A 13518-nucleotide genomic window follows, 5' to 3' on the forward strand; every position below is an offset into this window, starting at 1 on the left:
CTGCTATAATGGTTCCCCAGTTAGGACTTGAACATGTAGTGTAAATTATTGATTAATAAGGTAATGTTGTTTGATGGGTTTACTCAGTGTACTTATGGGTGTACTTGTTGCGATCAACTCGAAGTATTTTTGACTAGGTTGTGAAGTTTTTAAAGTCCAACTTTGGGCGGTGGAATATCCAATCCCCATTGCTTGAGATGCGTCTAGAGTAAATACTCTAATAAAAAAGAGTTACGAAAACTACTATTGAACATACCAAATAAAAATATAAAAGTTGAGAACAACCACATAATTGAAAAGTAGAGTTTGTTTTGGTCTGGAGTCCAACCCCAAGAACCAAGTCTATGTGCCATATTAGAATTAGAGAATATAAGCCACCTAAAGAACAAACAAATAATAATATAAAGTGCAACCCATATAAGCATTTTACCTACCTAGTTTTTGAGTGTGGACGGTCATGGTAGGAAGTAAACTGTCAGCTGTAGACCCAGTGTTTACGGCATTTCTTGTTTTAGTTTTTGTTCTATACGAACGAGGGTGCCAACAATAGATTTGTACATCGATTAAATCAGCTCTTTTAGTGCGCCTTTTTTATAATCATCAGACAATAAAAAATCCACATATCACATATCAAGTGGGCTTGTATTTGATTGGTATGCAGTGTTTTTTTTCGTTTGACGAAATATTTACTAATGGTGATTAGCTGCTCAAAAATACCTTAAATTGATTTTATCTCTACTGAACAAGTGTGGTGCTCAAAACAAGCATCGTTTATTGAGTTAAAGCGAATATTTATACAATCACTTGCACACTCTGCTTTAGCATACCAACACTCGTCATTATCACCTGTCATTACTTCAAAAAATTTTGAATTTATATAATCGCCTACAGTGTAGACACCGCCTTCAACATAAAAATCATTACCAAATATACATAGTAGGTTATCACCTGTACTTATCATAACCTCTATCCAATTAAGAAAAACTTAATAGTATACCTATGAAAATCTTTAAAAAACAGATAGTTTAAAAAACAGATAAAAGGTTAAAACTATGTAATGAGCGGTATATTGCGATTTATCCACTATACAGGCATCAATCTGTTTTTTGGGTGTGACTCTATTCAAGGAGGTAAACCGTAGGCTGTTAGTTTTGCTAAGTATAGCTATCGGTTTTCTTTGCTTGGAATATACCGCAATTTATACCGCATTATGCAAAAGTCACTTACGTTTTAGACTGTGTTTGAGGTGGTGACATTATCCTTATAAACGATCTCTATCCACCTATGCCAAAACCTCTAGAAGCTCTCTAAGGACAACATAGGATTATATAAACAGTAGTAAACATAAATCAAATAATTATTGATGAAAGCGTTTCGCAGTGGTATTGTTCGGATTTATACTCTTTGCTTATTAAGGTTGTCGCTTATTAAAATGTGGTCAGCATTTCTTGTTTCTATGTTAATGATGGCTCCAATGATGGAAGCTAATGCTAGAAATTATCCTTGTTCTGGAAAGATGGGTGGAGTGTCGCATTGCAAGGATGGTAAGTTTGTCTGTAAGAACGGCAAGATTAGTCAGTCTAAGAAAACTTGTAGTAGATAGTTTAGTCAACAAAATTACATGATTGACATGCATTGCAGATGATAATGATGTTTGGCTTGGTGACTATGACAAATTAAAGTTAACAGAACTTGAAATTAAAAATTATTTTAGTGGGTCTATTTTGGGTATACCCAAAATAGATATGTTCAGCACTAAAAACAGGACAAAAAAAGCCTCACTTCACAGTGAGGCTTTTTAAGTATTTGGAGCGGGAAACACCTTGTAACTTTCTCACTCCATTGCTCAACATATGCTTTATTTTGTTAAGGTGAATTGCTCTGTTTTAAGTCGTTTGTTATATTCGTTAGGGTAATAAACATAAGCGTTTCTAAGAAGTTGAGAGTGGCGTTAAATAATATAATTAATAAGATCATCAAAAAAAGATAACTATAAGGGCGGCTATTATGAGTAACACATCTAAAAATAAAAAACAGCATATCATCGATAACAGTGAAGATCTAAAAGATAAAATTACTGAATCCATTGATGATTTTAAGCTTCGTGCTGAGCTACTGATAGCCAATTTAAAAGAAGGCGGTAATGATGGTTATGATCACTCAACTACCACTACCGGTGAAAAAGGTCTGAAGTCAGGTAAGGTGTCAGAGCTAACTGTCATTGCACCATTAAAAGAAGGCGGTGCTAAACGTCTAAGAAAGGTTTTAGAAATCGCTGGCGGTAATTTAGAGGGTGCGACGCGGGTTGGAACGCTCCATGACTTACGCTTTGTGTTCCTAGACGATGACAGTAGAGTGCTGTTTTGTACCGCCTATGATGGCGATTGGGATCCTTATATTGACGACTTTGCGACCAAAATTCCTGCGCTAATGGACATATTATTCGGTAGTGTCCAAGGCTGGCCTGGGATTAAAGACCCAAGTGTAAAGCAGTTTATTTTGGACCATCAAATCACCGCAGCGGGTTGGTATGTGGGCGTCCCTCATCTGACTATCCAAGATATTCGCCGCCAAGATCGTATTGTGAAAGGCATTAATAAAGCTTTAGACGAAGCTCAGTCTTAACTGGCTATTTCTTAAAGTGCAATTTATCCAATCTGTATCGCCCTTTTTCAATATGAGAGGGCTATGTGGATTTCAGATATAAATGGCTTTCAAGTATAAATAGCTTTCAATATGAAACGTATCAAGAAAATTATAATAATAGGTTTACCTATGAGTAACGATAATTCTAAAAACAGCTTTGGAAACAGCTCTAAAAGCGAAACTAACCAACCGCTGAAAGACAAGTGGCAGGATTTAAAAGATGAATTTGGCAATCGTATCGAAGACAGCAAATTTGATACGTGGCTTAAAGAAATCAAACAAGACGTCGGTGATGGTGTTGAAACATTCGCCCGTAAAGCGCGCGGGGTATTCAATCCTAATTTGGTCACGATGGAGCTAGAAGATATTCAGTCCATTATTTTACGTGACCGTCCTACGCCTTATTTTGGTACGGTGGTCGCAATCAAAATTAATAATGCTGAAGTCGGACGGCAAATACTAGCTAACGTTTTGCCTGACGTGACCGGTAGTAAAGAATGGCATAAAGACACGCAAGCAACGCTGTCCATCGTTATGACATATGAAGGTCTGCAAGCATTGGGCGTGCCGCAATCGTCATTAGATAGCTTTCCTGACTCTTTCAAAGCAGGTATGGCAAATAGAGCCAACAAGTTGCGTGATGCCGATGTTAACGCGCCAGAAAATTGGGTAGCGCCATTTGGTGATAAAGGCGATATCCATGTTTGCGCTACCGTTATCGCTGATACTAAAGAAAAATGGCAAGCAAAGTTTGATGAGCTTAAGAGCAATATGAAGCCGTATATCGACTATGACACTCCTGAAAATGGCAATATTGAGATTCTGTTGGAGCATGACTTTGGCTCAGATAATAATGTAAAAAACGTCTTTGGCTATCGTGATGGTATTAGTAATCCAGAGATTAAAGGCAGTGGCATTCAGACGCCGCCAAGCAATATGGACGAAGCCATAGCGGCAGGGGAGTTTGTACTGGGTTATGAGGGTGAAGCAGGCACGGTTCCGCCAATGCCGCAACCTGAGGTCTTAGGAAAGAACGGTTCGTTTATGGTACTGCGTGCTTACAATAGCCATGTCGCTGCTTTTAATAAATTCCTAAAAGATAATAGTGATAGCGATGAGGAAGCTGAGTTACTCGGTGCCAAAATGTGGGGGCGCTGGCGCTCAGGTGCGCCGCTTGTTTTATCTCCTGATCATGATGACGAAGATTTGGGAGATGACCCTAGCCGCAATAATGACTTTGGCTACAAGGATGACCCTTATGGTAAAAAATGCCCATTCGGTGCCCATGCGCGGCGCATGAACCCAAGAGATAGTAAGGATTTCATCCTATCTGATGTGCGTATCCACCGCATCGTTAGACGTAGCGTTGGGTTTGGGGAAGTATTACCAGCTGATGTCACTGAAGAGGATGGGAAAGAGCGCGGCTTATTCTTTATTGGTATCAATGCCCATGCCATGGAAACTGTGGAGTACCTACAATCCCAATGGATTAATGATGGCAACTTTATGAGTTTAGGGGAAGAAAAAGACCCAATGATAGGCTTGCATCATGGCGATAAAGATAGCGCTGCTGACACTTTTACTGTGCCCACTGACCCTATACGCAAGCGCTATCATGGTATTGAAACCTTTAATACCTTGTACGGTGGCGAATATTTATTCATCCCAAGCTTGTCCGCCTTGAAATGGATTAGCGAGTTATCTTGAACCACGCTAGTTTATAAAAAATGGATATCTACTTATAAAAAAGGCTGGAAAACTATGTTAAAAAAATTATTCAAACCTAAGTATGTGCCATACGATACTAAATATATTGAGTTGTCAGAACAGGATGAGCGCAATATTCGGACTATCACTGACGATATTAGAAACTACATCACTAGAAGTGATAAAGCCAGTAACGTTAATTACCATACGCGAGATGCCCATGCCAAAGGCTACTGCGCATTGAAGGCTAAGTTTGAGATTTTAGACAATATTCCTAAAGAATATGCGCAAGGTCTTTATGCCAAATCAGGGATCCACGATGCTGTCATTCGCTTCTCTAATGGTGCCTCTCGCGTATCGCCCGATCGTAAGTTGGGGTTGGCACAAGGCTTGGCTATAAAGGTTTTCGATGTACTCGGTGAAAAGCTTGCACCAGGTGAAGAAGATAGCACCACTTTCGATTTTAACTTAATCAACCATCCGGTTTTCTTCTGTAATAGAATCGAAGATTATGCGTATATCTCTAAGTTATTTTTAGAATTACCTGAATACTCTGAAAAAGGCGCAATCGGCAAAGCTCAATTAGCATTTAATTGGTTGACCAACTATGGCTCAAGGCTGCCAACTAAAGAATCATTGAAAACCTTTAAAACACTGGGCGGTTTCACCTCGATTGAGCCCAAAAACACTTTGCTCTATGACTTTCATTCGCAAGGTGTTGTTCGCCATGGCGAATATATGGCAAAAATTCGTGTAAAGCCAACTGAGGCTTCTAACGAAAAAGTTAAACGCCGTGATTTAGACCTTGCCACCAAAGAAGAAGCGATTCGTCCGCTGATTATTAATGAGATACGTGAGCATGATTATGAGTTTGAAGTACAAATTCAGCTTTGCCGTAATCCTAAGAAGCAGCCTATTGAAGAGCTAACCACTGAGTGGAAGGAGTCCGATGCACCCTTTGTGACCGTGGCGCGATTAACGATTCCTTGTCAAGATGTGCCTGATGACGGTAACTTTGACATCATGGAGAACTTATCGTTCACACCATTTCGCTGCTTAGAAGAAAACCGTCCTATTGGCAATCTACAGCAATCACGCTTAAAAGCTTATCAAATAGCCTCTGAAACTCGTCATGAGCTTAATGATGTTAAGCGTCAGGAACCTAAAAGGTTAAAGGAAGTCTTTGATAAGTCATTCTTCTAGACCAAAGGTTTTGTTAAGCTGTACGGGTAAATAATAAAAGAGCCAGTAATCTATCTTCTGGCTCTTTTATTATGAGCAAATTTTAATAAAGGGAGTCGGTATGGTTGCTCTTTTTCTTGAAAATGCCGCTGTTATTAGGTAATCATCCCAACCATAAGACCTACCAATCATTATCTCATCATGTATGACGATATAATGATTGGTAGGTCTTATGGTTATTCCGATATAGGATTCGTTTGAGGTATACCCAAAACAGGTTTGGTAAAAGGTATACCGTGGTATAGAAGACAATAACTGCCATCTAAAACACCGATTGAGGCGAGCTGAAGGCTTTATGAAGCTCCTAATTTTTTAGAATCTTAGTTAACTTTAAGCAAAAAACGAAAAGGAAATTCTATGAAAATAATAATTAACCAAATTAATATTATCGACTATCAAGTATTAATAAATTCTACATTAATATTGAAATCGATAAATGACCATAAAGCTTGTAATGATTTCATGATTTTTCCAGAGCTAGCTCTTACAGGCTTTCCTACGAAAGATAATATTGAGTACTTATGGGATGAATCAGAAGAACACTTTCAAAATATACTTTTAGCAAGCAAAAATACAGGTTCGACAATAATTATTGGGCATATCGAAAAACAAGATCAGTTTTTTTATAACTCATGCTTTTTTATAAAAAATGGAGAGGTTATTCACAAGCATAGAAAATCAAAACTTTGGCTTGATGATATCGGTATATTTACGAATGGAAATGATTTGTCAGTAATTGAAATTGATAATGTAGTTTGTGGTGCTCAGATCTGCTTTGAACTAGAATTTCCAGAAGGCTCAAGATCACTTGCAAAACTGGGTGCAGAAATTATTTTTATGCCAAATGGCAATATGTCTCCATATGCAAATGTACATTATGTACTTACTCAAGCTCGTGCCATTGAGAACCAATGTTTTGTGATTACGTGTAATAGTGTAGGCGTAGGCCATGGAGGTAAATTTGTTGGAGAAAGCCTTGTTGTATCTCCTACAGGAGAAATTATAAAAAAACTTGATTCAATGCAAGAAATAGTAGAAGTGAATATAGATTTGAGGGATATAAAGAAATCTGAAAAGGATTACAAATATATAAATTTAATTTAAGAGCACTTAATTTAAGGAGAAATAAGCCAATATAGAGCAATTATTAGAGTATTAGCTAAACCCCAAAACCGCCTATTGTTTGCACAAAGGATAATTATGGACAATCAAATAGAAACAAAATATCTAGTGTGCGCACTTTATGGAAGTACTTATACAGAAGAAATTATTGCAATTACTGACAGGGGAATAATACAACACACTAAGCTAGGTAAACGGATGTTTCATGACCCTGAAAATATTAGTCTTAAACCTAAGCATGAGGAAAATCTTAAAAATTACTTAGGATCGTAACGGAAAAGGTAATTTTGAGTAAATTCTCAGAGAACATAGCCATGCTAAGATTAAAGATTATGGCATGGAACGCCAATGTCCTGTGGTTGTTGGGTCAAGTGTTGGTGCCTAGCTTTACCAATACTTGACCTTAAAATTATGTTTAAATAGGGTGTCATATCATATTTATATTTTCTGACAATTTTGTAGCAATAGATATCCATCTTTAGATTTCTGCAAATCTATTAGTGAATAAACTGTAGAGTCTCCAAATACACCCTCTTTAACTGTACCTATACTTAACATATAACGACTGTTTGAAAAGACTGGGTTATTTTGTTTACTATACTGGGGATCGAATTTTAAAAGTTGTAAGGTATTTTCATAACTTACAGTTGCAGTGGAATTACGATTTGCAAGGTGATAAGTCACATCTAATGTTTTATTGCTATCACATTTGTAGTTTACTACGGAGTTATGCTGGTTAGAATTACTTTGCTGATCTGTAATATATGCTTTTAAGTTAAATTTAATTTCGGCGTTGGGGTTATGACGAGCATCATTACGAGTTTGGCTGACTACTAGTTTATACTCCCCTTTATAAGGTAAGACCTGAAAGTCTCCAGATAATGCTTCTATATTGGTATTAGTGCCTAAATATTGTAATGTCAAAACCACATTATCGGATGTATTTTCTCTAACCACTCTTAAAACTTGGTTTGAGTTTGCTTTGAATGTATATTCTTGAGAGTTATAGCCAGTAAGATTGCCCTCTATATTTAAAACTGGGTTATTTGAACCTTGATTTGTAGGCACACTTCTATCATCTATGTGAACATCATGTTTCTTACCAGTATTGCTGTTTACATTAGAAGCACAGCCTGCTGTTACAAAAATGGCTATTGCCAAGAAACCCATAATTTTTTTCATTTATTAAACCTTATATAATCTTTGTAATACTGATGAAACCCCGTCCTATCGTTGACACCGTCATTGGTCAGCTGTTAGAACGATTTAATATTTAAAAGGTACGAGCCAAGGACTTGTGGCATTTGTAGCATCGATTTATTCGTAAAATTCTGTCGTATAACCTGTGTCTTGTACTCGATAAACAACTTGGAAACCCGCCTATTCAGTTTGAACTGCTTATTTCAAGTTGAAGAGGCGGGTTATCTACTATTATTTTGCCTTAGTATAGATAAATTAGCACAAGCACAACAACACAACCACCCTATAAAAGACTGTTTATCATGATAAAAAATGCCTTACTTTCAAGGGTAATTATCGTTGCAGGCACTCTTATTTTTTCTATGCCGACTTTAGCTGAGCTCACAGTATCTGAGACTACAGTTGTGATGTCAAACGAAGTATTACCGGCACTGACTCTGTCGAACTGTATCGCAGACAGCGCAATCACTGCTGATGCCCTTTCAAATACTCGTGATAATGGTCCTTTTACGGTAAGTACCAAACGCGTACCTCGTCAGTCAGCCGATGGCTTCGGTGGCGGCACCATTCATTACCCCACTAATGCTAGCGGCTGTGGCCTTTTAGGTGGTATCGCCGTAGTTCCTGGTTATGTCTCTTATGAGTCCTCTATAAAATGGTGGGGGCCGCGTCTGGCTTCTTGGGGATTTGTTGTTATCACTATCAATACAAGCGATATCTCTGATAATCCAGATAGCAGGGCAACTCAGCTAAGTGCAGCACTGGATCACCTTCTACTCGATAGTACGGTTGGTAATATGGTAGATCGAGATCGCTTGGGCGCTATCGGCTGGTCAATGGGTGGTGGCGGTGCACTTAAACTGGCAACCGATCGGAGTACAGTTCGTGCCATTATTGCGCAAACGCCCTATCACGATACTAGCTATCCCACTATGGACACACCCGCTTTATTCATTGCTTGTGAGAACGACCGTATTGCACCCAACAAGAAATATACCAACGTTTTCTATAACAATGCTGCTGGCCCTAAAATGAAAGTTGAGGTTAACAACGGCAGTCATTTCTGCGCAAGCCACGGTTTTCACGAAATATTGCTCAGTAAGCCTGGTATCGCATGGATGCAGCGTTATATAAATGGTGATACTCGCTTCGATCAATTCTTATGTAGCAGTGAGAACTATAATAGCAGTCCTCGTATATCTTCCTATAATTACGAAAATTGCTTATAGGCGCATTTTAACGGGATTAATATTCGATAACTATTACAAGCTTTACCACACCTTTTTTACCCTGCGGATACTCGAGCTCGTCTAGCTCGTTCAGAATATCCATTTATTTTATCCCGTTGCCGAAGTATTATGAATGCGTGTTGTATTGTCCAAAGGGGTTGAACCCAACTAAAGGAATTGGTAACTTACATAGTGTGCAGATTGACCAAGCAAGCTAAGGAGCGAGGCTATGACTCAAAATAATAATAACTATCATCAGGAAATCTCTAATACTTCTAACAAAACGTTAGATACTGACGATAATTGGGTTAAGAAAATATGGGAATGGGCAGACGAATTTGAATTGATCGACTCTGAGGTTCCTCGTCATAAAGAGGCATTACTAGCTATAAAAAAGCTGGAGATTCTAGAGCCTGAAATGAATGAACGACATTCTAGAGACGTTTATAGAGTGGGCTATATACCCGAGGAACTCACTAATCTTACAAATCTCACAGAAATAAATATTAGTGGTATTGATGCCAGTCATTTACCGCAGAATATAGGTCAGCTTACTAATCTGACCAAACTGTCTATTAGGCATTCTAACCTCATAGCATTACCTGATAGTATCGGACAACTCACTAACCTCACTGAGCTTTTTATTGATGAAAGTCAGCTTGAAAAGCTACCTGACAGCATTGGACAACTCACTAACCTTAACAGGATGTTTATTGGTCGCTGTAAACTTGGTGCTCTGCCCAGCAGCATCGGGCAACTGAGCAGACTTAAGATACTTGATCTCATTCAATGTGATATTGGCGAGCTGCCCGATAGCATTGGGCAACTCACCAATCTTGCTAAGATTTTTATTAGCTATTGTCCGCTTAAACACTTACCGGCTAATATTGGTCATCTCACTAATCTTGCTGAATTTGATCTTATTCACTGTGATGTTAGACATCTGCCTGATAGTATCGGTCAACTCACGAATCTCCATAAGCTTTATATTAATCACTGCGGGCTTATAGAGCTCCCTGAGAGCATCGGGCAACTTCATAATTTAACTGAGCTTTTTATCAGCCATTGCCCTCTTCAACAGCTCCCTACCAGCATTGTGCAACTTACCAACTTAATTAAGCTTGATCTTATTCACTGTGAGCTTAATGAGTTACCTAATAGTATTGGGCACCTTGCTAACTTGGCTGAGCTCAATCTTATTAGCTGTCAGCTTGAGTATTTGCCTGACAGTATTAGTCAACTCACGAAGCTCACTAAACTCGATGTTATTCACTGTGTTCTTAGTGACCTGCCTGACAGTCTTGCACAGCTAACCAATTTGGAATGGATTAACCTCGATGGGAATCCGCTTGAGAATCTATCTACGCCGTTGTTAGACCATCTGCTCACTATAGATTCAGTATCTGGTTTGAAAGGACAGCGATAATCAATTTATCACTATCAATCTGGTTAATGTAACTTCATTTTTGGTCGCCCGACGCGCAGTGCTTTTTCAATAATCCATAAGATAAATGTTTTGACGATGCCGTGAATGGCCCGTTGATGCATGCGGTAAAGCGATATATACATAAAACGAGCAATTTTTCCTTCAATAAAAAAGCTATTACTGGTCAAATTGCCCATTAAACTCCCTACCGTGTTATAGCGAGACAAATTAACCAGCGATCCATGGTCTTTATATTCAAAGCTATTAAGGGGCTGATCTTTTAATGTTGCAATCAGGTTTTTCTCGATACATTGTGCCATTTGATGCGCCGATTGGGCACGTGGCGGTACTTGTGTACCATCGGCTTGGGTAAAGGCGCAGCAATCGCCCAATACAAAGATACTGTCATCGACCGTGCTCTGTAAGAATTGGTTTACTTGAATTTGATTGCTACGAGTGATCTCAAAAACCCCCAAATCTTTAATAAAGTCAGGCGCCTTGATACCTGCCGCCCATACCATAATGTCGGCATCAATCTGCTTGTTGTCTTTAGTGATAAAGCCGTGCTCGGTAGCCTCTTTGACTTGGGTATGCTCATGTACATTAACGCCTAACTTTAATAGCTCAAGTTTAGCGCTGGTCGCAATACGCTCCGGCAAGGCAGGTAAAATACGTGGACCCGCTTCAATCAAATGAATGTGTAGGCGTTTAGGTGACATGTTCGTCAAGCCGTATAGCTTCAATAAACCAGAGACATGATACAGCTCAGCCGAAAGCTCCACTCCCGTAGCACCGCCGCCAACAATGGCAATATTGAGTGCTTGCTGTTGATTGTCGTCTTGGTGAAGGCGCGTAAAGCTGTCGAGTAGTGACAGCTGAAAACGCTGTGCTTGCTGGTTTGAATCCAAAAAATAGCAATGCTCTTTTATACCAGGAGTATTAAAATCGTTGCTAACGCTGCCTATGGCAATAACGATGTAATCGTAGTGGACACGCCGCTCTGGCAGAATAGTGTGGCCTAACTTATCATAAAGAGGGGCAAGAGTGATGGTTTTATCGCTTTGGTTAATATTATAAAATGTCCCAAGCTGAAAACGGTAGTAATGCTTAGCAGCATGCGCTGAGTACACCACACTATCCAAATCAGGGTCAATAGAGCCTGTTGCCACCTCGTGCAATAATGGCTTCCAAATATGGGTACGATTTTTATCTATTAGTAGTATATCTGCGTGTTTTTTTCTGCCTAACTTGTGCCCTAATTGGGTTACAAGCTCTAATCCGCCCGCACCACCGCCAATAACAACGATTTTAGGTATAATAATACTCATCATGTGGTCCTGAAAATAACATAACCAAATATAGACCGCTATGACTATATTAATGACTATTTAATTGGAGTCAGGACGCTAAACCTAACAGGATTAAATATTAATAATACACCTCTTCAAGCTCAAAAGGCGATAAACAACCGCCCTGTACAGACGCTTTTTATTGAACCAATCAACTAGACTAAAAGTGGCTAGTTCGAAGTTGTTTAGAATCTGCTGTTTATCTTTCAGCGATCTACGCAAACTTCAGGTAATTGATCTCTACTTAGAAAATACGCTTATGGTAAATGGTTTTACACACAAAAAAGTCACCGATCCGATAGCTTGAAAACACCCTCAAAATGTGAGTGACCTTGTAAGATTGCGGTATAAATTGCGGTATATTTCAACAGCCAATAGCTAACAGCATTATCTATCAATGCTTACGGCTGTCTGTTTACTTCCTTACTTACAGATCAAACTGCTAAAACAGCGACTTTCGGGACAAGTGAACGCCTATTTTTGATGGGTAGCGACAGCCAAATGTTGTTAATAGTGTTGTGCATAGCAAAAATCTAAAACGTGAAAACCGCTAAAAATCTTGGGCTATGCCCCAAGTAGAATCGCCTAATATCTCACGCATAACCCAAAAAAAAGTTCATCTAAATAGATGGGCTAATACATCTCTCTTTTATTAAGTTGAAACTTAAGTGTAGTTCGGTATCGCAGTATTACTAAGTAGATCTGCTAAGCAGTTTATAACTGACGACATGCCCTGATTGTGCATGTTGTAGACGGCATACATAAGCTCTGTTTTTCTGTCATGTCTGTTTGATTCACTGTCCTGCAATATCCGATTTGCTTTATTAGTAATGGCACATCGCAACTGATACTCAGGCGTACCAAATCCACCACTACCAGCAAGCACATTATAGCTATCATTAATAATAGCTTCGGAGGAATCCACCATCTCAACTTCAAACGAATTTTCATCAGTCTTATTGCTAAAAGCATTAAGCCATGTAATTGCTGCCATCAACTCATCATCGTTTGTGCCAGTGATATTATCAAGATTGCTCACAGTGAAAAGCCGTGCTGGATAACTCTGTATCACTTCGCGGTCATTGAAGAAGGTTGGCATAAAATTTAACACACTAAGTTTTCCATTCTTCATGCATTCATGACCATTTATTAATGAGGTGCTAAGGGTTGACATAAACTCGTAGTGGAATAGGTGGGTCTTAGCGCTAATACGCACTGTATGATTGCACGAGTAGTCGCCAAGCAATCCTACTGGGTTTTCTGTACCACGTGTATTGACGCTAAGGGTTGATGCCAGCCATTCTATTGTTATTTGTTCGCCGCGGTTGAGGTTTTCATCAAAGTGTTGTGCTAGGTCGATGACTTTCATGTGATGCTCCGATTTTTATAGTTTGATTGCTTTCTAAAGGCTCTATTAAAGTATAGACTCACCTAGATGAAGCTAGTAATGTATGTTGATCTAACGCAATGTGTTATACAACTTATAAATTTTAAGCTATAATTGTTTGTTAGGGTTTACATTGTTGTAAGGCGTTACTCGTTTTTTCAATTATTACTAAACTCTATATAACCCCTAGTGTTTTTATTTATCTTAATA

The 13518-nt window shown here is 38.7% G+C and carries 11 protein-coding genes and 1 pseudogene; 8 read left to right on the forward strand and 4 right to left on the reverse strand.

What is annotated here, in order from left to right:
• Nucleotides 1-718: 718 nt before the first annotated feature.
• Complete coding sequence (locus tag ES754_RS01285; protein ID WP_147221352.1) at nt 719-961, reverse strand: hypothetical protein; 243 nt, start codon at nt 959-961, stop codon at nt 719-721.
• A gap of 1046 nt (nt 962-2007) precedes the next feature.
• Between ES754_RS01285 and ES754_RS01295 the strand changes: the two genes are divergently transcribed.
• The 5 genes from ES754_RS01295 to ES754_RS01315 all read left to right on the forward strand — a co-directional run bounded on the left by ES754_RS01295 (nt 2008) and on the right by ES754_RS01315 (nt 6990).
• The gene (locus ES754_RS01295; RefSeq protein ID WP_227677784.1) at nt 2008-2625 is read left to right on the forward strand and encodes a hypothetical protein; all 618 of its coding nucleotides are present in this window, start codon (nt 2008-2010) and stop codon (nt 2623-2625) included.
• A 150-nt stretch (nt 2626-2775) separates the two neighbouring features.
• Nucleotides 2776-4353, forward strand: coding sequence for a Dyp-type peroxidase (locus ES754_RS01300; RefSeq protein WP_201538793.1), 1578 nt, complete (start codon nt 2776-2778; stop codon nt 4351-4353).
• 54 nt (nt 4354-4407) lie between these two features.
• Nucleotides 4408-5556, forward strand: a complete 1149-nt coding sequence (locus ES754_RS01305) for a catalase family protein (RefSeq protein ID WP_147221356.1) — start codon at nt 4408-4410, stop codon at nt 5554-5556.
• Between the two features lie 396 nt (nt 5557-5952).
• Complete coding sequence (locus ES754_RS01310) at nt 5953-6699, forward strand: carbon-nitrogen hydrolase family protein (RefSeq protein ID WP_147221358.1); 747 nt, start codon at nt 5953-5955, stop codon at nt 6697-6699.
• 96 nt (nt 6700-6795) lie between these two features.
• Nucleotides 6796-6990 carry a hypothetical protein gene (locus ES754_RS01315; RefSeq protein WP_147221360.1) on the forward strand — a complete coding sequence of 65 codons (195 nt, stop codon included), beginning with the start codon at nt 6796-6798 and terminating at the stop codon, nt 6988-6990.
• A 165-nt stretch (nt 6991-7155) separates the two neighbouring features.
• Here ES754_RS01315 and ES754_RS01320 read toward each other — a convergent pair whose 3' ends face one another.
• Nucleotides 7156-7899: an ACP-like domain-containing protein gene (locus ES754_RS01320; protein WP_227677781.1), complete on the reverse strand. Its 744-nt coding sequence runs from the start codon at nt 7897-7899 to the stop codon at nt 7156-7158.
• Nucleotides 7900-7928: 29 nt separating this feature from the next.
• Here ES754_RS01320 and ES754_RS01325 point away from each other — a divergent pair.
• The 3 genes and pseudogenes from ES754_RS01325 to ES754_RS01335 all read left to right on the forward strand — a co-directional run.
• Nucleotides 7929-8129, forward strand: a pseudogene (locus tag ES754_RS01325) (IS982 family transposase); the annotation flags it as partial.
• A gap of 90 nt (nt 8130-8219) precedes the next feature.
• Nucleotides 8220-9146: a dienelactone hydrolase family protein gene (locus ES754_RS01330; protein WP_147221362.1), complete on the forward strand. Its 927-nt coding sequence runs from the start codon at nt 8220-8222 to the stop codon at nt 9144-9146.
• Nucleotides 9147-9375: 229 nt separating this feature from the next.
• Nucleotides 9376-10572, forward strand: a complete 1197-nt coding sequence (locus ES754_RS01335) for a leucine-rich repeat domain-containing protein (RefSeq protein ID WP_147221364.1) — start codon at nt 9376-9378, stop codon at nt 10570-10572.
• A 23-nt stretch (nt 10573-10595) separates the two neighbouring features.
• Here the strand turns inward: ES754_RS01335 and ES754_RS01340 are convergent, their stop codons facing one another.
• Both ES754_RS01340 and ES754_RS01345 read right to left on the reverse strand, forming a co-directional pair.
• Complete coding sequence (locus ES754_RS01340) at nt 10596-11900, reverse strand: NAD(P)/FAD-dependent oxidoreductase (protein ID WP_147221365.1); 1305 nt, start codon at nt 11898-11900, stop codon at nt 10596-10598.
• Between the two features lie 685 nt (nt 11901-12585).
• Nucleotides 12586-13290 carry a hypothetical protein gene (locus tag ES754_RS01345; protein WP_147221367.1) on the reverse strand — a complete coding sequence of 235 codons (705 nt, stop codon included), beginning with the start codon at nt 13288-13290 and terminating at the stop codon, nt 12586-12588.
• Between the last annotated feature and the right edge of the window lie 228 nt (nt 13291-13518).

Source organism: Psychrobacter frigidicola (assembly GCF_007997305.1).
In the GTDB taxonomy this organism is placed as follows: domain Bacteria; phylum Pseudomonadota; class Gammaproteobacteria; order Pseudomonadales; family Moraxellaceae; genus Psychrobacter; species Psychrobacter frigidicola.

What these genes read in the sequence shown, in the direction of transcription:
- ES754_RS01285 (WP_147221352.1), bottom strand. Translation starts at nt 961, where the DNA reads ATGATAAGTACAGGTGATAACCTACTATGTATATTTGGTAATGATTTT.
- ES754_RS01295 (WP_227677784.1), top strand. Translation starts at nt 2,008, where the DNA reads ATGAGTAACACATCTAAAAATAAAAAACAGCATATCATCGATAACAGT.
- ES754_RS01300 (WP_201538793.1), top strand. Translation starts at nt 2,776, where the DNA reads ATGAGTAACGATAATTCTAAAAACAGCTTTGGAAACAGCTCTAAAAGC.
- ES754_RS01305 (WP_147221356.1), top strand. Translation starts at nt 4,408, where the DNA reads ATGTTAAAAAAATTATTCAAACCTAAGTATGTGCCATACGATACTAAA.
- ES754_RS01310 (WP_147221358.1), top strand. Translation starts at nt 5,953, where the DNA reads ATGAAAATAATAATTAACCAAATTAATATTATCGACTATCAAGTATTA.
- ES754_RS01315 (WP_147221360.1), top strand. Translation starts at nt 6,796, where the DNA reads ATGGACAATCAAATAGAAACAAAATATCTAGTGTGCGCACTTTATGGA.
- ES754_RS01320 (WP_227677781.1), bottom strand. Translation starts at nt 7,899, where the DNA reads ATGAAAAAAATTATGGGTTTCTTGGCAATAGCCATTTTTGTAACAGCA.
- ES754_RS01330 (WP_147221362.1), top strand. Translation starts at nt 8,220, where the DNA reads ATGATAAAAAATGCCTTACTTTCAAGGGTAATTATCGTTGCAGGCACT.
- ES754_RS01335 (WP_147221364.1), top strand. Translation starts at nt 9,376, where the DNA reads ATGACTCAAAATAATAATAACTATCATCAGGAAATCTCTAATACTTCT.
- ES754_RS01340 (WP_147221365.1), bottom strand. Translation starts at nt 11,900, where the DNA reads ATGAGTATTATTATACCTAAAATCGTTGTTATTGGCGGTGGTGCGGGC.
- ES754_RS01345 (WP_147221367.1), bottom strand. Translation starts at nt 13,290, where the DNA reads ATGAAAGTCATCGACCTAGCACAACACTTTGATGAAAACCTCAACCGC.